Here is a 25,728-nt window from a genome sequence, read left to right as displayed (position 1 = left end):
AACGATTTACATGATTAGATAACTACAATAAGCTCCCCATCATTAAAGACAAAAAAGGCCGGAAGCCTCTCACCGCTTCCGACCAAAAAAAGGTCAGGCAGCATCGATGTTACTCCGCGCTGCATTTTATTAACCCATTCCTATTCAAAAGTATGAAATTAACTTTTCTTTACGATCCCTTATGCACTATAGGGCCGGTAAAGTACAAACTCTTTTTAGTGATGAAACTCACTACTATTTTATTATTGGTTGGCGCTATGCACTTATCTGCAGCAAGTTACTCGCAAAATGTAACTATATCCAGAAAAAATGCAACCCTCGAAACCCTTTTTAAGGATATTAAACAACAAACCGGTTATTTGTTTTTTTATAACGGGCAAGTAAATATCACCGGTAAAACTAAAGATGTTGACCTTAAAGATGTTTCACTTGCTGATGCATTAAACACTTGTTTAACAAACTACAACCTTACCTATACCATTGTTAATAAAACAATTGTAATAAGGAACAAGGTACCCGAGGAGGAGCCGGTAAAGCCTGTAGCAAAAAAAATAGAAGTAAGCGGCGTCGTTCTCGACTCGGCAAATAAAGCACCTTTACCGGGTGTAAGTATCGCTCTCAAAAAAAGCAGGGCGTTCTTGGGTCAAACAAACGGCAACGGCGAATTTAAGGTAACCGCTGATGAAGGCGACATTTTAATACTTAGCTATATTGGCTATAATGCAAAAGAAATTAAAGCGGCCGAAGGAAAACCAATTGTAATAAAACTGGGTCAAAAAGTTAGTTCTATCAATGATGTGGTGGTTACTGGCTATCAAATTATTAAAAAGGACAATTATACGGGTAGCGCGATAGTAGTTAAAGGAGAGGATCTGAAGCGGCTAAACCCTAATAATATTATGGAAAGTTTGGCATCGTTTGATCCTTCTTTCAGGATAGATCAAAATAACATTTTAGGTTCAGACCCTAATGCCCTGCCTAAAATAAACGTAAGGGGTTCTACCACACTTCCTTCATTAAGCAAAAATCTTATTGATCGTAATAATCTTTCCAGTACCTATAACCTGCCTGCGTTTATTTTAGATGGCTTTGAGGTTTCACTTCAAAAAGTTACCGATCTTGATATAAACCGGATAGCGAGTATTACTATTTTAAAGGATGCTGCGGCTACAGCAGTTTACGGTTCAAGAGCAGCAAATGGGGTAATTGTAATTACTACCAAGGCTCCCATCCCGGGCAAACTACAACTATCATACAATTATGAGTTGAATGTTACCGCGCCTGATCTTTCTGATTATCATGTTTTAAATGCAGCGCAGAAACTGCAATATGAAAGTTTGGCTGGTTTATATTCGGCGGCAAACAATACTGCTGAAAGCCAGGATGCCCTTGACCAGCAATATAGCGGCAAACTAAAAAACATAGTAGGTGGTGTAAATACCTATTGGTTATCGCAGCCATTAAGAAATACCTATGGCCAAAAGCATTCGCTTTACGCCGAGGGTGGTGACTCATCTTTCCGTTATGGAATTGATCTGCGTTACCAAACAAATCCCGGCGTAATGAAAGCGTCCGGTCGTAACCGGTACAGTGGCGGTATGAACTTTGTTTATAACCCCACCCGTAATCTGTTGTTTAAAAATGAAGTTACCATTACCCAGGTTGATGGCGAAAATTCAAAATATGGCAGCTTTACCGATTATGTAAAAATGGAGCCCTATTACCCGATAAAAGATGCATCGGGTAATTTAATAAGGGAAATTGCAAACTGGAGAATTGATACCCATATCAATGATCCGATATACGGGCAATACAGAAACGAACCGGTTTACAATCCATTATATGAAGCCAGTTTAGGCAATTTCGATCGTAACTCTTACCTGGAAATCATTGATGCTTTTTCAATGGATTGGAAAATCACATCGGGTTTACGCCTGATTGGTTTAATAAGTGTAAACGATAGTAAAAGCACTGCCGATAGATTTGTTTCCCCCTTCAGCAATTCATTTTTTAACGGCCCTGCAGACCAAATACAAAACAGGGGAAGTTATGCTTACAGTGTTAACAATTCGCTCACCTTTGATGGTAACGTAAGGTTTGTATACAACAAACAACTTGGCGAGCATTCCATCAACGCCGTATTGGGTACCAATATAACGTCATCAAAAAATGATTTTAAAGCATTTGAAGCAAGGGGCTTTTCAAATGATAAATTTACCAACATTGGCTTTGCACGTACCTATACACCCGATGCTGCACCCGGCGGTGAAGTAACACGAAACAGGTTGGTAGGTTCATTATTTAATGCGAGTTACGCCTATAAAAACAAATACCTCATGGATGCTTCCTTCCGTTTGGATGGCTCGTCGGCATTCGGTTCAAACAGCCGTTTCGCACCTTTTTGGGCCGGCGGTATAGGATGGAATATGCACAAAGAGAGCTTTATGGAAAACTTCTCTGCAATTTCAAGATTTAAGCTAACCGCTACAGCAGGTCTTACAGGTTCGGTAGATTTCCCACCCTCGTTGGCAAAAACAACTTATAATTATCAAACATCCAATTGGTATTCAACAGGAGTTGGCGCTATTGTTAATAACTACGGCAACGAAAATTTAAAATGGCAAAAAACCACCAATTATGATATGGGCCTTGAATTAGGCTTGTTTCATGATCGGGTTATGATTACGCCGCGGTATTACTATAAGTTAACCAAGGGTTTGGTTACCGATGTTAATATAGCGCCATCTACCGGTTTTGCTACCTATAAAGAAAACCTTGGCGATATGTCAAACAAAGGCTATGAACTTTACTTAACTGTTAATGCCTATAAATCAAAAGACTGGAACGTTAATTTAACAGGAAATTTTGCACACAATAAAAACACAATAGTTAAAATTTCAAACTCGTTAAAATCATACAACTACAATGTTGATACAGTACAGTCAAATGTAAAAAACAACCTGCAAGGCACACCACTGCTTCGTTTTAAAGAAGGGCAATCACTAAACGCAATCTATGCCGTAAAATCATTAGGTATCGATCCGCAAAGCGGCAAAGAGATCTATGTAAAAAAAGATGGCTCACTTACTTATGTATACGATGTAAATGACACCCAGCCGGTTGGCGATGCCACGCCTAAGGCCGAAGGTTATTTTGGAGGCAATGTTACCTATAAGCAATTTTTGGTAAGTTTTAGCTTTCATTACAAGTTTGGCGGCGATATGTATAACCAAACCCTGATTGACAGGGTTGAAAATGCTGACCCACGCTTTAATGTGGATAGCCGCGCTCTTACTCAACGTTGGCAAAAACCCGGCGATATTGCTTTATATAAGAATATAACCGATCTGGGTACTTCATATGCCACCTCGCGGTTTGTGGAAAAGGATAACCTGATTGAACTGAAATCAATTTACCTATCCTATGATTTGAAAAAGAGTTTTGCTAAAAAATTAGGCCTGCAATCTTTAAGAGCAGCAGTGACAGCTAATGACATATTCAGATCAGCCAGTGTTCAGGTTGAAAGAGGTATTGATTATCCTTATGCCCGTAGTTTAACATGCTCTTTACAAGCCACATTTTAATTAATACCGACATGAAGAAATATATATACATAATTGCAGCATTGATGGCATTTTCATCATGCAAAAAATTTCTGGATGTAAAGCCAGAGTCGCAGATAGATAGGGACCAGTTGTTTACTACCGAACAAGGATTTAAAGAAGCACTGAACGGAGTTTATACCTATTGCTCATCACAATCGCTGTATGGCGGTAACCTTACATTCAGCAACCTGGATATCCTTGCTCAAAACTACCAGTTTAATGATGTCATTAACCAGGATATAGCCAATTTTGATTATTCGCAGATCTGGGTAACCAACAAAAACAACGAAATATGGGCCTCGGGATACCGCGCCATAGCCAATTGTAATTATATACTTGATGCTATTGACGCTAAGAAAAGTCTTTTTACCGATGATAATTACGCCATTATAAAAGGTGAGGCCTTAACTTTAAGGGCATACCTGCATTTTGATATGCTGCGTATGTTTGCCCCCTCTTTTAAAACTGGAGCAGGTGCAAAAGGCATACCTTATGTAACCTCTGTTAGCACCAAAAGCACTGCTTTTTCTACAGTGAGCGTCGCATTGGATAAAATCATTACAGATCTTAACTTGGCTAAAACATTACTTAAAAAAGACCCAATTGTTAACGGGGCATATATAGTGGGTTACCCAAGTGATCTTGTTAGTAACGAAACAACCAATGCCGATCTGTTTTTTCAAAACAGGCGCCAAAGAATGAATTACTATGCAGTTTGCGGAGAACTGGCCCGCGCCTATTTGTATAAGAACGACGTGATAAACAGCCTGGCAAACGCACAGGAAGTAATTGAGTCGCAAAAATTCCCTTTTACAAATCCGGATAACTTTATTGAAAATGACAATACCAAAAAGGACCGTATATTTTATAAGGAGCTGATATTTTGCTGGTATATTGATACCAAGGATATCAATTTACAATTACAAAGGCAGTTCTCAAATACCCCTCCCCAATATAGTGGCACCATTGATCAAATCAATGATATTTATGAAAAAGCACAAGCTGGTTCAGAAGATCTGCGGTTAAAACAATGGTTTGTATCCACGGCATCAACAACAGGAGGAGGAGATCGTGCTGTGTTGCAAAAATACATCAACAATGCATTGCCTTTAAAAAACCTGCATCCACTGGTTGCACCCGCATTGCGCCTCAGCGAAATGTATTATATAGCTGCCGAATCAATTTTTGATACCAATCCAACAAAAGCGCTTGACTACTTCAATACCATCAGGGCTAACCGCGGGATAGGTTCATACATGGTGACCACCGTACCGGATAAAAAGACGTTTATTGATTTATTGGTAAAAGAGGCCCGGAAGGAGTTTTATGGAGAAAGCCAGATGTTTTATATGTACAAACGGTTAAACCATGATGTTACCATTTCCTCAACCTTATCCGAACCGGCATCAAATCAAATATTCGTATTTCCGCTACCGGTTGACGAATTAGCTTATAGAACCAATTAACTGTAACGAAAATGAAAAGAATTATATTTTCCGTTTTTATTGTTTGTACAGCAATATTAGGATGCAAAAAAGACGCCATACTTACCTACAACTCCACAGATAACATTTATCTGAATTATAGTAGGCCCGATAAACCAAACGGCGATGCCATCGTTTTTTCTTTTGCTTTTACGCAGGGTGTTGAAAAAGACACCATTTGGTTGCCTGTAGCAATTTCGGGCAAAAAAGTAAATCACGATAGAAAATTTGCCATGAATGTGGTAGACGGAGGCACAACCGCCGTACGTACACTGCATTTTGAACCGTTGAAACCCTTTTATATTATGCCGGCAGATTCCGGCACCACCAAAGTACCGGTTATTATTAAAAATATTGATACAGGTTTAATCAGCAAATCAGTTGTTTTAACTGTTCGTGTTTCTGGTGGTACAGATTTTGGCAGCGGCCTGCCAGAAAATATCCGCACAAAAAGCATTATCTATTCAAACAGGCTTGAAGAACCGGACTGGTGGAAGTACTGGGGACAATTAGGTCCATACAACAGAACAAAACATCAGCTTTTTCTGATCTCATCAGGGTCCACATCGCTGGTAATACCCAACTCATCACCTAATTGGTATATGGAGATACCGAGAACGCTTTACTACATATCTAATGTGCATGAGTTTGTTACCTATCCGTTTGATTGGGTTAAAAGTCATCCCGAAAAAGGATATGTTTTAGTAAAAAGGACTGATAATAGCGGCGACTATGATTTTTACAATGTAAATGCCCCAACTAAAAAGTTCCTGCTCAAATATTTCCCGGCGGCAGATAAGTATGTTTTTATTGATGAAAACAAAAATCAGATCAACATATAGTCATTCTTAAAAAATAAGATCATGAAATTTAAAATATTCATTTTTATACTTTTTATCCTTGCTTCTTATGGATGTAAGAAGGACCTGGGTAACTACAACTACAACCCGCCATCTGAGCCTGTAGTTGTAAACTTTAAAGATAACACCTTTAATGCGCTGGTTGGTGATTCATTGATTCTGAGACCATATATTCAGATCGCCGGTGCTAACCCACTTAAAGATCTTTCTTATCAGTGGGATATCAGTGTTGAAGAAGACGCCCGCACCGACACATACACCGGCTATCCGCTTAAATTTATTTATAACCTTAGCCCAAAACTGCGTATCGCAAAATTAACCATCACCGATAACAGGAACGGCATAAAGTACTTTTACCCTTTTAAAATACAGGGAGGAACGCAGTTTTCTACGGGAACAACAGTATTAAGTGTTGATAATGGGGTAACTAAACTATCATTTGTTAAACCTGATGATAAAACAGTGCTTAGCAACCTGTACTTTAATTTAATGGGCGAGAATTTACCTGCTAATGCGGTGCAACTATTTGCCAAGCCACTGGCTTACCAGGCCGGTTCGGTAGAAGATTACTGGATTGTTTCACAGGATCCCATTAAAAACAGCGTTATTATCGACGGAAATACCATGCTCAAGAAAAGAGATTTTAAAGACCAGTTCTTTAATGCTCCCGCTAAAATTGTGCCCCAGTATTTTGAAGCTTCACAGGGCATTCCTACAGGTGTAATTAATAACAAATTATACCTCAGCATTACTTCTACGGCTCCTTTCGCTCCCGATTTTGGAAAATTTTCAAATCCTCAATCCGGCAGTTATACCTTATCAAAGTTTATAACCCGTACTTATAGCTACTTTTTTGGGTTCGATCCGCAAAAAAAGGCATTTATAACATTTGATTCGGGCGGTAACTATATGGGTGCCGATTATACGGTTACAGGAAACGCGTTTGATCCAAAAAACATAGGCACAAGCAACCTGGTATTTATGCAAACCGTACCCGGAATTTCTTACGCGTTTTTTAAACCCGAAGGAGGAGGAGATGTATTCGAGCTTTCGTTCAATGTTGATATGATGAATTATAACGCCAGGTCAATAAAACCTATCTACAAGCGGGTATTTAAAGGAGCATCGTTAGTGCAAACAGATACCCAATGGCAGCAATCGGCGGTTGATATTATCTATTTCACATCAAATGATAAAATATATCGCTATAACCCGGTTAATGAGGATTTGAGAACGCTTGATGCCAACTTTGGTGGTAAAAAGGTGAGTATGATTCAATTAAGCGCAGATGGTAATACATTAACGGCAGGTATTGATAGAAGCCTGATTACGCTTGATGTAAGCGTTGGCAAAAATGGGGTGGTAACTAAAACAATCACGGGTATCCCTGGCGCACCAATAGGTGTTGTTATAAGGAAATAAATTACAACCAACAGAAAATCATGAAATTAAGCAAAATTGCAATAATATCCTTAGGGGTAATTGGAACCCTATTCTCTATATCCTGCAGCAAAACCAAAACCGCTGAAGGGCCCAAAGCAGAAGCGGCCGGGGCACCGCCCAAAACATGGCAGGAGCATTGGTTTACTCATGACCTTATAGTATCCCGTGTTTTTTATGATGATAACCTGTCTCTCTATTATGATGAGGATGTGGATAAGTCAGTTATCTGGCCTCAAAAAACAATGTCGGATGTGTGGAGCTATGTTAAAAAAACATACGGAGCCTTCGGTGACTCATCACGGCTGTATGTAATTTTTCACCAGGGCAAATTAGGGGGCGGGCATCCGGCATCTTATTTTGATGAAAGCCATGATTACCGCAATACCATCGACTGTGGATTAGATAACTGGACATACCCAACCGGAGAACAAATTGGCGTGCCGATACATGAAACCGGGCATATTGTATGTGGCGCAAGTCATGGTGTTCAAGGTTCGCCATCAGATGTACTTTGGGGCGATAGTAAGTTCATGGAAATTTATAATTATGATGTGATGATGCACATTGGCAGGGAAGACGAAGCAGCAAGGATTTATGATCAGCTGCAGTCACAAACTGACATTTTCCCGCGTCCTGGATCAAAATGGTTTAAAAACTGGTTTTATCCTATCTATTCCCAATACGGGCATGCTGCGGTATTGAATAAATATTTTGAATTACTGGCTCAAAACTTTCCTAAGGTAAAAAACGCCCATGGCTACCAATACACCAGGGATTTAAACTATGGCGAATTTGTACACTTCTGGAGTGGTGCAGCCGGCGTTAATCTTAAAGACCAGGCCACCCTTGCGTTTGGCTGGCCCGATGACTGGGATAAACAGTTTAAACAAGCACAGATTGATTTTCCGAATGTGAAATACAAATAATTAAATCAGGTTTAGCAATTCATACTCAAACAATTGCTAAACCTACCTTATAAACTAAAATAAAATGAAATCAATAAAAAGCATAATTATAGTATCATGTTTATTCTGCATTGCCTTGTTGAGCGCATGCCATAAAATTACCGATACTACCCCCACAATTAAAGGTGGCGGCGCCCCCCCCTAAAACATGGCAGGAGCATTGGTTTGAGCATAACTCCTTACTAACAAGAGTTTTTTATAATGATGACCTTGCCCTTTACTATGATGATAAGGTAGATACAAAAGTTACCTGGCCCAATAAAGAGTTCACTAATGTTTGGCAATACGTAAAGAAAACCTATGGCGCTTTTGGCGATTCATCAAGATTATATGTGGTTTTGCACCAGGGCCTATATCCGGGCGAAGGGCACCCCGCATCTTATTTTGACGTGAGCCACGACTACCGGAACACACTTGATGTAGGAGCCGCAGACTGGACAAACATTAACGACAACCTGGGCGTACCCATCCATGAAATTGGCCACATTGTATGTGGTGCAAACAATGGAGTACAAGGCTCTCCGTCTGATGCCATTTGGGGCGATAGCAAGTTTATGGAGATCTTTATCTACGATGTACTGATGCATACCGGCCATACAGATGTGGCAGCAAATGTTTACCAGGAAATGAAAAATCAGGACCCTAACCTTCCTTTTCCGGGCAAAATATATCCAAATGTACGTTGGTTTGAAAACTGGTTTTATCCTATCTACAGCAAATACGGGCAGGCCGAAGTGTTAAGCAGGTATTTTGCTTTATTATCAAAAAACTTCCCCCAAACAAAAAACGCACTCGGCCATCAATACACCAGGGATTTAAAATTTGGTGAATTCATCCACTTTTGGAGCGGTGCTGCCGGCGTTAACCTAAAGGCCCAGGCTACCATTGCCTTTGGCTGGTCGATGGAGCGTGAGCAAGAGTTGAAAAATGCCCAGGAAGACTTCCCGAACGTAAAATACAACTACTAAATTTTAACCTTAACAATCAGGAAACCCTCGCCTTTTGATGGCCTGCATAGTTTAAGCAGGCCCCAAAATATTTTCTAAAATTAAAATACAATTAAACCGGGCTAAATCAACAGTCCCCTACTCATTATATTAAACCGACTATCAGATATGAAACTTAAATTATTAGCATTAGCCATACTTGCCCCGGCAATTGCCTTGGCACAAACGCCAAACTTTAGCCTTACGGGCAAAATAGGCACCCTTAATAAACCGGCCAAGGTTTATTTTGATTATATGGATAATGGCGTAAGTCATGAAGATTCGGCAGTGGTTGTTAACGGCACGTTTAAGTTCTCAGGAACCATTTCTGGTAACGTTACTACCCGCATAGCGCTTGATCATACCGGCGAAGGTAAACCGCACGCTATTTATGCACCTAACAGTGATGCCATCTATATTTATTTTGGTAAAGAAAAAGTTCAGATCACTTCCAACGATTCGTTAAACAACGCCAAAATTACCGGCTCCAAAGTATATGATGAGTTCCAGGCCTATAACAAACAAATTGGTGGCACTATCATGGACCTTACGAAAGCCGTGAATTCCGATTTTGCAAAAGGAACCCCAGAACAGCAAAAAGATACCGCTTATATAAAAGCAGTTGATACCCGCTACCGTAAAAACATAGCCGACAGGAGCGAAAAGCAATTCCTGTTTGCAAAAAACAATCCTAACTCTTATTTCGGCCTGATAGCCTTATCAGAAGCCGCCGGTACAAGAGTTGATGCCGCTAAAATTGAACCTGTATTTAACGCCCTTAATGCCCGCCTGCGCAATAGCGATATGGGTAAAGAACTGGCCGAACGCATTGCATCCGGAAGCCTGACAGCAATTGGAACAGCGGCGCCGGCATTTACCCAGAACGATGTAAACGGAAAACCCGTTTCACTGGCCGATTTAAAAGGCAAAATTGTATTGGTTGAGTTTTGGGCAAGCTGGTGCGCGCCTTGCCGCGCCGGTAACCCTAACCTGGTAAAACAATATCAGCTTTACAAAGACAAAGGCTTTGAAATACTTTCTGTATCGCTTGATAATGTTAAAGATAAATGGGTAGCGGCTATAGAAAAAGATGGTTTGCCATGGCTTCATGTATCTGACTTAAAAGGTTGGAATAACGCTGTAGGCAGGCTATACGGCGTAAGGGCTGTACCTCAAAGCTTTTTGATTGGCCGTGATGGAAAGATCATCGGTAATACTTTAAGGGATGAAACCCTTAACAAAAAGCTGGAAGAATTGATGAAAAACTAAAATCGTCTGTAATGAAAAAAATAACCGCACTTTTATTACTGTTCGTTGCCACCCACACGTTCGCCTTTAGTAAGGCGAGCGTGGTTGCTGCGAATAAAATTCCGCTGAAGGTATTGTATGTTGGGTACAACCCAGAAAAACCAATGCCTGCCAATGTGGTGTACTACAGCACAACTTTACCCGCCATTGAAAGGGCCTATAAAACCCGTATGGCTGATTTTAAAGCCTTTTTGGAAGCCCGGTTTACAAAGGTTGATCTGATTGATGTAAGGGATTACAACCCGGCCATGTCTGACAAGGTGGACGTAACCATCATGGATGCGGGACCAGTAAAGTTGCCTGCAGATTTTAGTCGCCCGATGATTTTGATGCATGCTATGGCGCCAAATGTTGGCCTGCCTATCGGATTAAAATTCGATTGGTATTGCCAGTGCCTGGAAGATGACGCCTTGAATATCAATGTGAAGCATGAAATATTTAACTCGCCAAAAAAAGTGAATCTAACCCTGGTTAACAGACCAACGCCGGGTTCATTTTTTAATGGTTTCCAGGGGGCTAAAACACCCAGGCAAATGCCCATGTGGAAGGTGATCAAAGCTGAACCCTCAACAAAAGAACAATACATTATAGGGATGGTAGCGCACGGCGAAGGTTTTAATGACTCGCCAGACGCCGAAGCTATTTCTGGTGGGGTATGCCTTAAAAATGCCGAGGCTGTGGCTTTAGGCAGGCAGGGTAACTACTTCATGTGGGGCTTTTCGGCTTCGCCGGATCATATGACGGATGAAGCGAAGGATGTATTTGTAAACACTGTTTGCTACATCAAAAAATACGACCACATGCTGCCCATCATGAAAAAGGTACAGATATCCACCCGCGATTGGATTGATGAAACCATTTATCGTACAGATAAAGCACTTTACGAAAAAGCCATCGTTTCCAGGCGCGAAGGGAATGCCCGCCTGCTAAAAATGCAACAGGATTTAAAAGACCGCAAAGCCAAAGGTGAAGATATTGGCCACGGCAATGAGATGTTTTTGAAAATGCCTGTTACCAATGAGGTGGAAAGCTTTGAGAGTTATCTGCAATTTTGGGGAGGGAAGGATATGTTTGCCAAATTTGGTACCGACACCAAAGCTCATCACAAGTATTACAGGGATAATTATGAGTATTACTACCCGGTAGATGGGTACTCGCTGCAGGTTGATACCGATGCGCAAAAGCTGGGCATATCAAACCGCAAAGTAGCAATACTGGAAAAATGCATCCAACTGTTGGAGAAAAATGAGAATACCGAAGTGGCGCAAAGGCTATTGGAACGCTACACTACAGAAAAATTTACCACAGCTGCCGAATGGCGCAACTGGCTTATCAAAAATAAGGCTAACTTGTTTTATACAGAGGCAGGCGGCTTTAAGTTTATGGTAAATACCTATCAAAATAAAACAGCGGCCATTAAGCCAGCAGTAGCCAAATCCAATAATGTGGCCAATGCAGAAGTACCAACACTTGCCGATCCTGTTATTGTAACAGCCAAACTGACTAATGAAAACCAGGCCGGTAAAATGAAGGTTGAAATTGATGCGAGTATTTTAAAAGGATGGCATATTTATGCTTACGTACCGGAAGGAAGTCCTTTTATATTAACAGAACCTATATTGGAATTGCCGGGTGATGTAAAAAACACCGCGGAGTGGCAAAGTTCTGCAGGGATCCCTTTTACCGGTGGCGAAGGCATGTTTGTATGGGAAGATAAAGCCAGCTTTAAAACCGAAATAAATACATCAGCCTTTAAAACCGGCGAAGTAATAAAATGCGGGTTGTATTACCAGGTTTGCGATAACAACAAATGTTTTCCGCCCAAAAGAAAAATTGTTGAACTGCCTGTTTTATGATCAATCCCGTTAAATATTCAACCGGCGTAAAAACTAAGCTTCGGGCCTGGTTTTTACTTTTAGGCTTCTTTGCTATTACAGTAAAACCGACAGCAGGGTTTACCGTAATAAAAGATACGATCATGCAAAATTCCAATTTGGTAAAGGGTAAACCACTGCCAGATTTTATTATGCAAACACCCGATGGTACAAGTATCAAACTATCATCATTGAAGGGGCATGTGGTATTGATTGATTTTTGGGCTTCATGGTGTATGCCATGCCGGGCAGCTATCCCCCACCTTAAAGAGCTTTACAAAAAGTATCATGAAAAAGGATTCGAGATTTTGAGTGTTTCTATTGATCAAAACAGTAAAGCCTGGAATAACGCCATGCAAAAGGAAGCCATGCCATGGCCACAGGCAATTGATCAATATGATGCCGGAAAAGATGCGTCGGCAGTAATGACAGCCTTCGGCATAACATCAGTTCCGTTTGCTATTATGGTAGATAAAGAGGGTAAGGTAATGCAGGTTAACCCAGCTGCGGCCGAAATAGATCAGCAGCTTTTGGAGGCATTTAAGCCATAACAAAAAACAATATTGCTGCCGTTTTAGGCAGTTAAAGGCAAGCGGCATTCCCGCTTGCTATAAAGAAGCTTTCATAAGCATTTAGTCAGTTTTAGTTTAGTTAATTGCAAGGCCGGCACGGTGTGCCGGCTTTTGTTTAAGAAAATGAATATTGCAGGGCAACCATGCAATTTTAAGTTATAGATGAATCATAATATGAAAACAATAAAAGTTAGGGTTTTATTAACATGCGCAGGCTTTGCCATAGCCTGTTCAATATCCGGTCAACAGGTACTGGCGCAGGCCATTAAAGCAAAGCCCGCCAAGGGAGCTATAGAAAAGCCCCTTCCACTTGATGCCGAAGTAAGAACCGGGAAACTGCCAAACGGCTTTACCTACTACATCCGCCACAACCAGGAGCCCAGGAACCGGGTGACATTTTACCTGGCCAATAAGATAGGTTCTGTACTGGAAAATGAAGACCAGCGCGGTCTTGCTCACTTTATGGAGCATATGAGCTTTAATGGTACAAAGCATTTTCCAAAAAGCGAACTGGTAAATTATCTGCAAAAATCAGGCGTTCGTTTCGGTGCCGATCTTAACGCTTATACTTCTTTTGATGAAACTGTTTACCAGTTGCCATTACCGTCAGATAATCCCGAAATTTTAAAGAACGGCATCCAGATCATGCGCGACTGGGCACATGAAGCTACCCTGGATACTACAGAGATCAATAAAGAGCGTGGAGTTATTTTAGAAGAGAAACGCCTGGGTAAAGGCTCGCAGGAACGTATGCAACGCCAATACCTGCCGATGATGCTTAACCATTCGCGCTATTCTGTCAGGCTTCCAATCGGTACTGATGATGTGCTGAACAACTTTAAGCCGGAGGCAATTAACAGCTTTTACCATGACTGGTACCGCCCCAACCTGCAGGCTTTAATCGTTGTAGGAGATATCAATGTTGAACAGATGGAAAAAACCATTAAAGCAACATTTGGTGATCTTAAAAACCCTGCCCACGAAAAACCACGCACCCAATACACCGTTCCGCTTACCGGGCAAAACCAGTTCATGTCTATCACAGATAAGGAGATGACCGTGACCGTTGCGCAGGTAATGATGAAACAGCCCGGCTTAGTTTTAAAAACAGCCGGTGATTATCGCCAGAACATAATCCGCGGATTGTTTAACAGAATGATAGGCGCACGCTATGGCGAATTACAGCGCAAGGCCAATCCTCCATTTTTACAGGGAGGTAGCGATTTGAGTGAGTTTTTAGGAGGCCTTGATAATTACAGCATGTTTGTAGTTGCCAAACCGGGCGAACTGGAAAATGGATTTAAAGCCGTATGGCGTGAAACCGAAAGGATAAAGCGCTTTGGCTTTACACAAACCGAGCTTGACCGTGCCAAAACAAGCTATATGAGCGATATGGAATCGGCATTGAAAGAAAAGAACAAAACAAACTCTGATAGCTATGTGAGGGAATACCTTCAGTATTTTTTAAAAGGATCAGCCTCACCGGGAATAAGCTATGAATATCAATTGGTGAAAAATGACCTGCCGGGCATCAGCATTACCGAAGTTAACCTATTGGGCAAAACAGCTATTAAAAGCACCAACAGAGATATTATGCTTTTAGCTCCAGAAAAGGATAAAAGCACTTTACCTGCCCAGGCAACCGTAAACCAATGGATTAAAGCAGTTGAAACCGAAAACCTGGCACCTTATAATGATGAAGTAAGCAAGCAAGCACTTTTAGCAACAGCACCCGCTGGTGGCAAAATTGTAGCCGAAACAAAAGACGCGGCATTAAATACAACCACGCTTACATTAAGCAACGGTGTTAAAGTTTTACTTAAACCAACCGACTTTAAAGATAACGAGATCCTGTTCACCGGATTTACACCGGGGGGCTCTTCTCTTTATACCGATGCCGATTTTCAGTCTGCAGCAAATGCTTCTGGTATTATTTCGTCATTTGGTGTAGGAAACTATAACCCTACCCAGCTTGAAAAATACCTATCAGGCAAACAGATCAGTGTAAGTCCTTTTATAGGCGAGCGCACCCAGGGTGTTAGTGGCAGCGCCACACCAAAGGATTTTGAAACAGCGCTGGAACTTTTATATGCTTATTATACTGAGCCAAGAAAAGATGCCGATCTGTTTAGCAGTATCATCACCCGTTCAAAAGCGGGCTTAGCTAACCGTGCAAATGACCCGAATGCCGTTTTCCAGGATACGGTTAGTGATGTATTGGGTAACCACAGCATTCGCCGCACCGGACCAACCATTGCCAAGATAAACCAGATTAATCTTGATCGCATGTATGCCATATACAAGGAGCGCTTTGCAGATGCATCGGCACTAACGCTTACCTTTGTGGGCAATTTTGATACGGATAAGATAAAACCGTTGCTTGAAAAATATATAGGCTCGCTGCCTGCCAAACACCTTGGCGAAGAAGCTAAAGACCTGGGCATTCATGCTCCCGAAGGGCTGATCACCAAAACAGTTTATAAAGGATCTGAGCCTAAAGCTACTGTTGATTTAGTGTGGACAGGCACCTTTGATTACAATCAGTCGGGAAAAGTAACGATGGATGCTTTAAAGGAAGCTTTGGAGATAAGATTGCTGGAAAGATTAAGAGAAGACGAAAGTGGTGTTTATGCACCTGGTGTTTACATGAACATGGGTAAATATCCTACTTCCCGTTTTTCCATGATCGTGAATTTTGGTTGTGCCCCAAAAAATGTTGACAAACTAATCGCTTCTACATTAGATGAGATCAGCAAACTGAAATCATCGGGCCCACCCCAGGTTAATATTGATAAATGGCGTGCCGAAAGCTTGCGTACGCAGGAAATAGCTGTCAGAACCAACAACTGGTGGCTAAACTATATCAACGGCCAAACATTGGATAAGGAAGATGTTCACCAACACGATAACTTTAACAAAGAGGTAAATAAGGTCAGCATCCAGGATATTAAAGACGCTGCATTGAAATACCTGAACGGTAAAAATTATATCCGCCTGGTTTTACTGCCAGAAGAAACTCCGGCGCCTTAAAACCATCAGCTGCCAAAGCCTTAAAGCCCTTTAAATATTTGCAATAAATATTTAAAGGGCTTTTTTGTTATAAAGGATTACCAAAACGCCCTGCATTAATACAGCAAATCCCCGTGCTATCAACAAAATGTTGCTATAGATAACTATTACTTAACCAATCTTTTATAAATTGGTGTAATATAAACAGCTGCGTATGCTAAACAACTTTCCCTTCTATCTCATTTTAATCATCATTATATTATTACTCATCATGCTGGGCAACAAAATAAAAGTTGCCTATCCTGTTATGCTGGTTTTGGCTGGCTTAGTTATCAGCTTTATTCCAGGCTTGCCAACTTTGCATATCGAGTCTGAACTTATATTTATTATATTTCTTCCGCCCTTATTGTATGATGCAGCATGGCATATTTCATGGAAAGAACTGTGGCGGTGGCGACGGGTTATCGGCAGCTTCGCTTTCCTCGTAGTATTTTTCACAGCACTCGCGGTGGCATTAACGGTTAACTATTTTATTCCCGGTTTTTCCCTGCCATTAGGTTTTTTGCTTGGGGGTATCGTTTCTCCGCCTGATGCGGTGAGCGCGGGGGCTATTTTAAAATTTGTAAAAGTACCCAGGCGTGTATCGTCAATCTTAGAAGGAGAAAGCTTGTTAAATGATGCATCATCTCTTATCATTTTCCGTTTTGCACTCATAGCTGTAGGCACCGGTAGTTTTGTGTGGCATGAAGCTGCAATAACCCTGGTGTGGATGCTAATTGGTGGCATAGGGATAGGCCTTATCATTGGCTATATTTTTATGAAATGCCATAAATATTTGCCAACCGATGCCAATATTGATATTGTGCTAACCCTTGTAACGCCGTACATTATGTATATAGCTGCCGAGGAGGCTCACAGTTCGGGAGTGTTGGCAGTAGTGAGCGGCGGTCTGTTTTTATCCAACCGCCGGCTGCTTTTCCTCAGCAGTACTTCGCGGCTGCATGGGCTCAACGTTTGGGAAAGCATCTGTTTTGTACTCAATGGTTTGGTTTTTATGTTTATCGGGCTCGATCTGCCCCAAATTACGGCCGGGCTTGATGGGGTGAGCATCACTACTGCCATTGGCTATGGCATTTTAGTTACTGTAGTTTTAATAGTGGCAAGGATATTATCTTCCATCGCGGCAGTTTTTATCACCCTGATTGCCCGAAACTTTATTACGGTTGCTGATGCCAATCCTGGCTTTAAACTCCCGTTTCTGATGGGCTGGTCGGGAATGCGCGGGGTGGTTTCCCTGGCCGCCGCTTTATCCATACCGGTATACCTGGCCGATGGATCAGCTTTCCCACAGCGCAACCTCATCCTCTTCATTACTTTTATAGTGATACTGGCAACTTTACTGCTGCAGGGATTAACATTGCCCTATATCATCAGAAAACTGAATTTAGCCGACCCTGATCATGTTGCACCTCACGAAGAAGTCTACAACGATTTAAAAAAGCAACTGGCCCGGCATGCCCTGCAACATTTAACAACCAACTATAGCCAGCAGCTAACCAGCCAACCTGTGCTTCAGCAAATCGCCAGCAAATGGCAGGTAAGTGACCACTCCACTGATGGTGTACTGATGACTGAAGAATCAAGGGCGATATATCTCGACTTGCTGAACCTGCAAAGAAAATGGCTTATCAGTAAAAATAAAGCCGATGGTGATATTGATGAGGAAATTATAAGAAAACACTTGCTATTCCTTGATCTGGAAGAAGAAAAGCTACAATTTATTTAGCCCAACTGCTGCTTTAATGAAAACTTTGAGTTATGCGTCAATGAAAAAACCGTGATAAATGTCAACGTCAAATTGTGTCATATAGCTTCGTTTTAGGTACCCATTAGTACCCACTTTTGTTCAGGCACTTTGATAGATAAGTGCTGAGATTTTGAACAAAAAAAAACAAAGTATATGAAAACTCCATTGAACAGTAAAACAGACCCCATCTATTACCAGGAGGCCGGCACATTGGCCAAATTGATCCGCACAAAACAAATATCTTCGGTAGAAGTTGTGCAGGCCCACCTTGACCGTGTTGCAGAAATTAATCCCAGGATAAACGGTGTTGTTACCCTAATGGGCGAACAAGCACTCAAAGCAGCCGCTATTGCAGACAAAGCAGTAAGCAACGGCGACGAATTAGGCCCGCTTCACGGGGTGCCGTTTTCAATTAAAGACGCTATTGATACAGCCGGTGTACCTACCAGCCGTGGCTCAAAGATCTTTGAAGGTTTTATTCCCGAAAAAGATGCCACGGTGGTTACCCGTATGAAACACGCCGGGGCGATCCCATTAATGAAAACCAATCTCCCTGAATTTTCGGCCCACTGGGAGTCTGATAACCTGGTTACCGGCCGCTCTCTTAACCCATGGAACCCCGATCGTACCCCCGGCGGATCAAGCGGTGGTGAATCTGCCGTAATCGCAGCAGGCCTTTCCCCTATTGGATTGGGCAGCGATGTGGCTATATCTGTTCGCGGCCCGGCAGCTTTTACAGGTATTGCCGCATTAAAAGCAACCCACGGTCGGGTACCTTATACCGGTCACTTCCCAACGGCATTAAGCAGGTTTTGGCATATTGGTGCCATGGCACGTACCGTTAAAGATGTTGCCCTGGGTTATTCAATCATTAACGGAGCGGATGGAATTGACGGGTATAGTATTTTTGCAAAAGATGCCGCACCAGCCAGTTTCAGGATCCCTGGTCAAAAGATCCGTGTGGGATGGGTATCAGATACCGCTTTCGGACCGGTTGATCCCGAGATTACGGCGGCCATTAAAGCAACCGCAAAGCTGCTTAAAGATGCCGGTTGCGATGTAGAGGAAGTACGCCTGCCTTTTATGGAAAACACAGACTGGTTGACGCCCTACTTTAATTTAATTTATGGCGAGCTGGTTCCGTACATGGAACAGTTCACCAAAGGACGTGAATCTGAACTCCATTTTATTGGTAAGGCTACCATGGATTACCCGCTGCTGTCAGCAACCGGGTATGTTAAAGCCGAAGCGAAGATAGAAGAGCTAAAAAGTCATTTTGCAAATTACTTTGTGCAGTATGATGTGTTACTATGTCCTGTTAACCCGATGACTGCTACCCCGCATGGCTTGCAGGAGTATGTTGTAGATGGAAAAACTGTTTCTGCATATCATGTGATGGCCGCAACAGCTCCTTTCAATGCCACCGGGCTGCCTGCACTTTCGGTACCAGTAACCTTAAGTTCAGAAAAATTGCCAATCAACATTCAGCTTGTTGCCAGGTGGTTTGATGAAGCAACAATTCTTGACCTTGGCGAGAAGATACAGACAGGTAGCGATGCCTATGGCACACACCCCATTGCTTAATATAAAAGATTGATTTGTATCAAAGAACTTTTTGGATCTCTCCAAAAAGTTCTTTTTACTTATGTCTGGTAAACTCTTTCCTTATCCTGCTTAACGTTTCCCTGGAAATACCCAGGTATGAGGCTACCATATGCAAAGGCACGCGGTTAAATACACTGGGATAGGTTTTTTGAAATTCGGTATATTTTTCTTCGGCAGAATAGCTGATCAATGAAAATATCCTCCGTTGACTTGCCTCATATCCTCTTGCTAAAAGCTGTTCGGTAAATAGTTTCAATGCCGGAATAGCCGACATTAAGGCTTCCCATTTTTCTTTATCCCATATAATAACGGTACTGCCTGCTAATGCTTCAATATTATACTCAGATGGCTTTTCGTTATTATAGCTTTCCTGGTCGCTGATCCACCAGTTATCTACGCCGAACCTCAAGGTATGATCTATTCCATCTTCTCCGAACCGATAAAGCCTGAAGCACCCGCTCGCTATAAAACAGTTGATACGCCATACCTCTCCTTCATGCAAAATTGACTGCCATTTGCGCAGTTTTCTCTCGATACTGGCAGCACGGATCAATTCCAGATCCTCATCTGAAATTTGAATTTTCTGACGTAGGTATTCTTCAAAAACCTTGAACATATTATAACAAATCTAACAAATTGCGCCAATTTATTCCTGCTGGCAGGGATATGATTCATTTTGCCCGCCAGAGTGCTGATTAAATTTTAATAGGTTAATGTTCACAAATAATTGCATAGTTGAGTTTCCCCAAAAATTAAATATCTATTTCCTTAGGTAAGCTATTTTTTAATATTTTTGCCGCCCTTCAAATTTCTATTGTTTTATCCCCTTGGTATGAAGAAGTTTTTATACGGAATTGATTTTGGAACAACCAACTCGGCGTTGGCTATTTACGATGAAGAAACGAAAGAAATACATAGCACCATTATTATTCCTTCGCTCATTTATTTCTATCATCAGTTCAGTGCAGCAAATGCTAAAAACTATGTTGTAGGCGAAGAGGCCATCACGGCCTACCTTAATGATGGCATGAAAGGGCGTTTTATCAAGTCTATTAAACAAATATTATCAAGGAGCAGTTTCACAGAAACCCGTATTCACAATAAGAGGTATAGTGCTTCAGATCTTGTGGCTATCATATTAAAGGAGCTGAAAGAACGTGCAGATCAATTGACCGGCCAAGACTGCCGAAAAGCAGTAATTGGCAGGCCTGTTTTTTTTGACGACCACGACGTGCAAAAAGATACGTTAGCGCAGAAGCGACTAAATAAAGCAGCAGAAATCGCGGGTTTTGAGGAAGTCCGTTTTCAATTTGAGCCTATCGGAGCGGCCTTCGCTTATGAAAAAAGTCTCGTAAAAAAGGAAAATGTATTAGTGGCCGATTTGGGCGGAGGCACCACAGATTTTACTTATTTAGTGCTTGACCCTGAAAAAGTTGGAAGCAAAGACAGGAAGAAAGACATGATGGCCAATGGCGGAATTTATATAGGTGGAGATAGCTTTGATTCTGCTTTTATGTGGGAAAAAGGGACGCCATACTTCGGCAAAAACACCCAATATGAAGCTACTCCTGGCAAGGTATTAACTGTGCCAAAATCACTTTTTGCCAACATTTGCTCCTGGGAACAAATGAATTTCTTTAATGGTCTGCGGATTAAAAAAGACATGGAAGATTACTATTATTTTTCTGGCAACGACCCACAGTTTAAAAATCTAATCACGCTTATTGAAAACAATTTGGGCTATTCGGTATTTCAATCCATCGAAAAAACAAAGATCACGCTTACAAATGCAAATACTGCGATGTTTAGCTATCACAAGATGGACATCGAAATTAATGAGGAAATACCCTTGCCGGATTATGAAGAGATTATAGCAAAAGATGTGGATAGAATTGCAAACTACCTGGACGAGTTTATGCTGCAAAATGGCATCGAGCCCCAAAATATAGATAGCCTTTTTTTAACTGGCGGCACTTCCATGGTGGGGAGTATTCAAAAACTCTTTAAAAACAGATTCCCTCATGTTAACCTAAATTCAGGAGATAACTTTAAAAGTGTGGCCAAAGGTTTAGCTTACAGTGGCTACCTTTTTGAAGATTGATTTATTGGTTAAATGCGAGCGCTAACATTATTCGTAATATATCTTATTCAGCCTTTTTATTTTCAATACGCTTCCTGATCCTACTCAGTGAAGGGTTTGTGATGCCGAGGTAAGACGAGATGTGATAAGCCGGGATACGCTCAACAATATCCGGATGTTCTTCCAACAACCTGATATAGCGTTGTTCATGAGAGAAAAAAATGAATTCTTCTGTGCGCGTCTGCGCAATATTAAAAAATAATTCGGCCAGCAACCTGCCGAATTTCCCCCAGTTAGGGTGCGTTTCATAAAGGCTGTTAAGGTCCTTATAGGAAATGAAAAAAATTTCCGAATCTTCCATCGCTTCAATAAAATACCAACAGGGGTTGCGTGATACGAAGCTCCTGAAAGAAACGACAAATTGATTTTCCGAGAAAAAGAATATGTTCTTATCTTCCTTTGTATTAGGGTCACGGTAGTAAATCCGGAATATGCCTTTAACTATCAATCCAAGGTCATTGCAAACCATACTTTGCATGTTGAAAAAGTCCCCTTTATTTATTTTCCGCGCTTTCCAAAATGGCTGGCTATCGCTAATGTCTTTATCGTTCAACGAGGCAAAATCCCTCAGATGCTGAAAGACGATATCGTTTCTATCGGTCATTTGATCATACATAAATAGTTAGCGGCGCTAAACAATCCCTCAAATATAATCTGAATATAACATAAGCATTTTCACTTAAGTGAAAATTTACCACCACAGTAAAACTGTAATTGTACGGTAATGTTTATCAGCATTTTAACTTAAGTGAAAAATGTGTCAGGTAATACTAGAGAACTTTGAAATAACAAAACATTTAAAAATTTAATTATGACATCAAATTCTCAATCTAATGCAGTAGTTGGCGAACAGACCGTTGAAACTGCCAGATCTTTACGCAAGCTTTATTTCACCCGTGCTGCCTTTTCGGTGGCCTGGGTGGTTCTTATCGCCCTTTTTGCAAAAACATCTATGGGGATTGCCAGCGTTTTACTCATTATTTATCCGGCCTGGGACGTAGTGGGCACATTCCTCGATATCCGCGCTAATCACAGCAGCCCGTCTAAAACACCACAATATGTAAATGCTGTAATCAGTGGCATCACTACTGTAACTGTAGGTATCGCTTTGCAGAAAGGCGTTCCTGAAGCATTGATTGTTTTCGGTGCCTGGGCAATTGGAACGGGACTGATCCAACTGATCTTAGGATTGCGCCGCAGAAAATTTTTAGGCGGGCAATGGCCAATGATCATCAGCGGTGGCCAGTCCATAATCGGCGGCACTTCTTTTATCCTACTGGCACACGACCCTACAAAGGGAATTACCAGTCTGGGTGGGTATGCCGCATTTGGCGCCTTTTATTACTTGCTTGCTGCATTTCGTTTGTCTAAGACAGTTAATCGCAGTACCGCAACAGCCTAAGTAAATATCAAGAAACTGAAAATTATTGCTATAGCTCTGTATTAGTCAAAAAAGTGAAGTCTCCATATTAAAACGGGAATCATATCGCATCGAGAGGTTTTTGCATTTTATTCTGTGTCGTCACATAATATGTGAAGAACTTCGTTCTGTCGAAATGATTCAAGCCATCTTGGAAATGTGCTAATCCTTCCTTGTTTTGTATAAATCATAGTAGGATGATGCCAATACCTTTGTTATCAACAATTAACAAAGAAAAGATGTCAAAAATAATTTTAATAACCGGCGCCTCACGTGGCTTTGGTAAAATCTGGGCTAAAGCCCTTTTAGAACGCGGCGATAAGGTTGCTGCAACTGCCAGGAATACTGAAGATTTAAATGACCTGGTGCAGGCTTATGGCGACGCAGTGCTTCCTATTCAACTGGATGTAAATAATCGCGACGCTTGTTTTGCAGTGGTAAACAAAGTAAAGCAACACTTCGGCCGTATTGATGTATTGATAAATAATGCAGGTTTTGGCTTATTTGGTGCTATTGAGGAAACAAGTGAAGAACAAGCCCGCGCCCAAATGGAAACCAACTTTTTTGGGTTGCTTTGGGTAACCCAGGCTATTGTTCCAATCATGCGGGAACAAAAAAGCGGGCACATTATACAGGTATCCAGCTTTTTGGGACTGGTAAGTTTACCGGTATTAGGTTTATATAACGCATCGAAATATGCGGTTAACGGTTTAAGCGAAACGCTTGCTACCGAAGTAAAAAGTTTCGGCATAAACGTGAGTTTAATTGAACCTAATGGTTTCTCAACAGATTGGGCAGGTGCTTCCGCTTTCCAGACAGAGGCTAACGAAGAGTATGCTCCGGTTAAAAAAGCATTTTTTGATGCCGCCACTCCAGATAGCTGGGGTAAACCAGAAACAACCGCTAAGGCTGTGCTGGCATTAATTGACAGTGCAAACCCACCACTGCATTTTCTATTAGGTAAAGTTGCCTATCCCGTTGTTAAGCAGGTTTATGCAGCGCGCCTGGCAGAATTTGAAGAATGGAAAGACGTATCTGCTGAGGCTCACGGTCATTAATAAATCATTTAAAATCTTAAACCACAATCTGCCCAGCGTTATTGCGTAGATTGTGGTTTATTAGCATTACCGAAGATGAAGCACTATAAAAGTTTAATTGAACTGCATAAAGATAACGGCTTTCCGCCACCGGAGCATCCGCTATTCAGTATATACCAATGTAACCATGCTTGCTCCATTGGCGACCGGGAGTTTACCAGCGACTTTTATATGATTGGCTTTAAAAAGATCATCTCGGGCGTTATCCTGTATGGCCGCACCAAATACGACCACCAATGTGGATCAATGATGTTTTTTAAACCACGGCAGGTCATCGAAATGAAAAACCTTGAAATGGATGAAGACGGATTTCTGATGTTTATTCACGAGGATTTTTTAAACGGGCATACGTTACACAACGATATTAAAAAGTATCACTATTTCGATTACGAAACTAACGAAGCCTTGCACTTATCGCCCAGTGAAGAAATAACAACCTGGGATCTTTATCGTAAAATTGAAACAGAATATCAAAACAATCAGGATGAATACAGCCGCGAATTGATCTTGGCTAATGTGGATACAATGCTGAAATACAGCCAGCGCTTTTACAAAAGACAGTTCATCAACCGCGCGGAGATTTCCGGTAAAACGGTAACTAAATTTAACGAGGAGATAGACAGGTATGTGGCAAGTGGCCTATTAGAAACCAAAGGCTTGCCATCTGTACAGGATATGGCTGAACGGCTTAATATATCCGCCGGCTATTTAACCGATGTTTTAAAACAGGAAAGCGGCAAAACCGCGCTGGAGCATATCCACATCTACTTAATATCTGAAGCTAAAAATAAGCTTAAGGGTGAGGATAAGTCTGTTTCAGAGATAGCCTATGGCTTGGGTTTTGAAAACCTTTCCTATTTTTCACGCTTGTTTAAAAAGGAAGTAGGCATCAGCCCCAATCTGTTTAAAAAGCAATTACTTAATTAAGCGGCCCAAGCCCTCCGTTAGCCTTAGCGTCACGGAGCTGAACGATGTTTGCCATTTCCTTAATATTTATCGATAGTAGGGAGATATGAGTAAATAAATTATAACGCCGGTTAAGCTCACATACAACCAAATGGGCATGGCCCAGCGGGTGATTTTTTTATGCAAAGCTACCTCCATATTTAAACCCCGCCCTATTGATATCAGCGCCAAAGGAACCGTAATTATAGCCAGTATAGTATGGGTGATCAGTATCAGGTAGTAAATGTATTTTACAATACCAGCTCCGCCGAATTTGGTGGATGGTGTGGTAAAATGATAGAGCAGATAAGACAATAAAAATATTGAAGTACATAAAAACGCCGCGAAGATAAAATTGCGGTGTCTTTGGATATTCCTTTGCCGGATAGCGAAAAGCGCCAACAAAAGAAAGATGAACGTAGCCCCGTTCATTATCGCGTTTAATAAGGGTAAAAATGAAAAATCATGCCCTTTAAAGTTTTCTTTATTGGGAAGAAAAAAGGCGAATATGATCAACCCGTTTATGCCTAAAGTTAAAGCCCATATCAGGGGTTTATAATTTTTGGCCCTGGATGTTGTGTGTTTATTTAAAATAGATTCCATTTTCC

Annotated in this window: 19 protein-coding genes; 16 read left to right on the top strand and 3 right to left on the bottom strand. The window is 41.3% G+C overall.

All coding sequences use genetic code 11. The annotated features are described in order from the left end of the window. Positions 1-152: 152 nt before the first annotated feature. From AC1D0K_RS19810 to AC1D0K_RS19755, 12 genes are all read left to right on the top strand, one after another. Positions 153-3,584, top strand: a complete 3,432-nt coding sequence (locus AC1D0K_RS19810) for a SusC/RagA family TonB-linked outer membrane protein (protein WP_477394530.1) — start codon at positions 153-155, stop codon at positions 3,582-3,584. An 11-nt stretch (positions 3,585-3,595) separates the two neighbouring features. After that, entirely contained in the window at positions 3,596-5,071 is a 1,476-nt protein-coding gene (locus AC1D0K_RS19805) for a RagB/SusD family nutrient uptake outer membrane protein (RefSeq protein WP_477442366.1), read from the top strand. A gap of 11 nt (positions 5,072-5,082) precedes the next feature. Continuing rightward, positions 5,083-5,931 (top strand): DUF4843 domain-containing protein, encoded by an 849-nt coding sequence (locus AC1D0K_RS19800; protein ID WP_477394526.1) that lies wholly within the window; start codon positions 5,083-5,085, stop codon positions 5,929-5,931. A 21-nt stretch (positions 5,932-5,952) separates the two neighbouring features. After that, positions 5,953-7,371, top strand: coding sequence for a PKD-like family lipoprotein (locus AC1D0K_RS19795; protein ID WP_477394524.1), 1,419 nt, complete (start codon positions 5,953-5,955; stop codon positions 7,369-7,371). A gap of 20 nt (positions 7,372-7,391) precedes the next feature. Beyond that, positions 7,392-8,318, top strand: coding sequence for a hypothetical protein (locus AC1D0K_RS19790; protein WP_477394522.1), 927 nt, complete (start codon positions 7,392-7,394; stop codon positions 8,316-8,318). Positions 8,319-8,482: 164 nt separating this feature from the next. Next, the gene (locus tag AC1D0K_RS19785) at positions 8,483-9,325 is read left to right on the top strand and encodes a hypothetical protein (RefSeq protein ID WP_477394520.1); all 843 of its coding nucleotides are present in this window, start codon (positions 8,483-8,485) and stop codon (positions 9,323-9,325) included. 147 nt (positions 9,326-9,472) lie between these two features. Next, on the top strand, positions 9,473-10,612 hold the full coding sequence (locus tag AC1D0K_RS19780; protein ID WP_477394518.1) for a redoxin domain-containing protein: 1,140 nt from the start codon (positions 9,473-9,475) through the stop codon (positions 10,610-10,612). An 11-nt stretch (positions 10,613-10,623) separates the two neighbouring features. Next, positions 10,624-12,507 (top strand): protein-disulfide reductase DsbD domain-containing protein, encoded by a 1,884-nt coding sequence (locus AC1D0K_RS19775; protein WP_477394516.1) that lies wholly within the window; start codon positions 10,624-10,626, stop codon positions 12,505-12,507. Continuing rightward, entirely contained in the window at positions 12,504-13,076 is a 573-nt protein-coding gene (locus AC1D0K_RS19770; protein ID WP_477394513.1) for a TlpA family protein disulfide reductase, read from the top strand. Before AC1D0K_RS19775 ends, AC1D0K_RS19770 begins: the two co-directional genes overlap by 4 nt. 195 nt (positions 13,077-13,271) lie before the next feature. Beyond that, a complete protein-coding gene (locus tag AC1D0K_RS19765) occupies positions 13,272-16,127 on the top strand; it encodes a M16 family metallopeptidase (RefSeq protein WP_477394511.1) in 2,856 nt (951 codons plus the stop codon). Positions 16,128-16,320: 193 nt separating this feature from the next. Further along, a complete protein-coding gene (locus AC1D0K_RS19760; protein ID WP_477394509.1) occupies positions 16,321-17,892 on the top strand; it encodes a Na+/H+ antiporter in 1,572 nt (523 codons plus the stop codon). Between the two features lie 174 nt (positions 17,893-18,066). Next, positions 18,067-19,497, top strand: a complete 1,431-nt coding sequence (locus AC1D0K_RS19755) for an amidase (protein WP_477394507.1) — start codon at positions 18,067-18,069, stop codon at positions 19,495-19,497. A gap of 55 nt (positions 19,498-19,552) precedes the next feature. Here the strand turns inward: AC1D0K_RS19755 and AC1D0K_RS19750 are convergent, their stop codons facing one another. Then, positions 19,553-20,134 (bottom strand): Crp/Fnr family transcriptional regulator, encoded by a 582-nt coding sequence (locus tag AC1D0K_RS19750; protein ID WP_477394505.1) that lies wholly within the window; start codon positions 20,132-20,134, stop codon positions 19,553-19,555. A 216-nt stretch (positions 20,135-20,350) separates the two neighbouring features. Between AC1D0K_RS19750 and AC1D0K_RS19745 the strand changes: the two genes are divergently transcribed. Beyond that, positions 20,351-21,619 carry an Hsp70 family protein gene (locus tag AC1D0K_RS19745; RefSeq protein WP_477394503.1) on the top strand — a complete coding sequence of 423 codons (1,269 nt, stop codon included), beginning with the start codon at positions 20,351-20,353 and terminating at the stop codon, positions 21,617-21,619. Positions 21,620-21,662: 43 nt separating this feature from the next. On the opposite strand, the gene AC1D0K_RS19740 is transcribed toward AC1D0K_RS19745, so the two are convergent. After that, positions 21,663-22,262 (bottom strand): Crp/Fnr family transcriptional regulator, encoded by a 600-nt coding sequence (locus AC1D0K_RS19740; RefSeq protein ID WP_477394501.1) that lies wholly within the window; start codon positions 22,260-22,262, stop codon positions 21,663-21,665. Positions 22,263-22,469: 207 nt separating this feature from the next. Between AC1D0K_RS19740 and AC1D0K_RS19735 the strand changes: the two genes are divergently transcribed. The 3 genes from AC1D0K_RS19735 to AC1D0K_RS19725 all read left to right on the top strand — a co-directional run bounded on the left by AC1D0K_RS19735 (position 22,470) and on the right by AC1D0K_RS19725 (position 25,102). After that, positions 22,470-23,060: a hypothetical protein gene (locus tag AC1D0K_RS19735; RefSeq protein ID WP_477394499.1), complete on the top strand. Its 591-nt coding sequence runs from the start codon at positions 22,470-22,472 to the stop codon at positions 23,058-23,060. 257 nt (positions 23,061-23,317) lie between these two features. Then, positions 23,318-24,136 (top strand): SDR family NAD(P)-dependent oxidoreductase, encoded by an 819-nt coding sequence (locus AC1D0K_RS19730; protein ID WP_477394497.1) that lies wholly within the window; start codon positions 23,318-23,320, stop codon positions 24,134-24,136. Positions 24,137-24,211: 75 nt separating this feature from the next. After that, entirely contained in the window at positions 24,212-25,102 is an 891-nt protein-coding gene (locus AC1D0K_RS19725; RefSeq protein WP_477394496.1) for a helix-turn-helix domain-containing protein, read from the top strand. A gap of 66 nt (positions 25,103-25,168) precedes the next feature. Here AC1D0K_RS19725 and AC1D0K_RS19720 read toward each other — a convergent pair whose 3' ends face one another. Then, positions 25,169-25,723 carry a DUF420 domain-containing protein gene (locus AC1D0K_RS19720; RefSeq protein ID WP_477394494.1) on the bottom strand — a complete coding sequence of 185 codons (555 nt, stop codon included), beginning with the start codon at positions 25,721-25,723 and terminating at the stop codon, positions 25,169-25,171. Positions 25,724-25,728: the final 5 nt, after the last annotated feature.

This window comes from Mucilaginibacter sp. P1_A3 (assembly GCF_056406855.1).
This window is presented reverse-complemented; position numbering and strand designations above follow the sequence as displayed.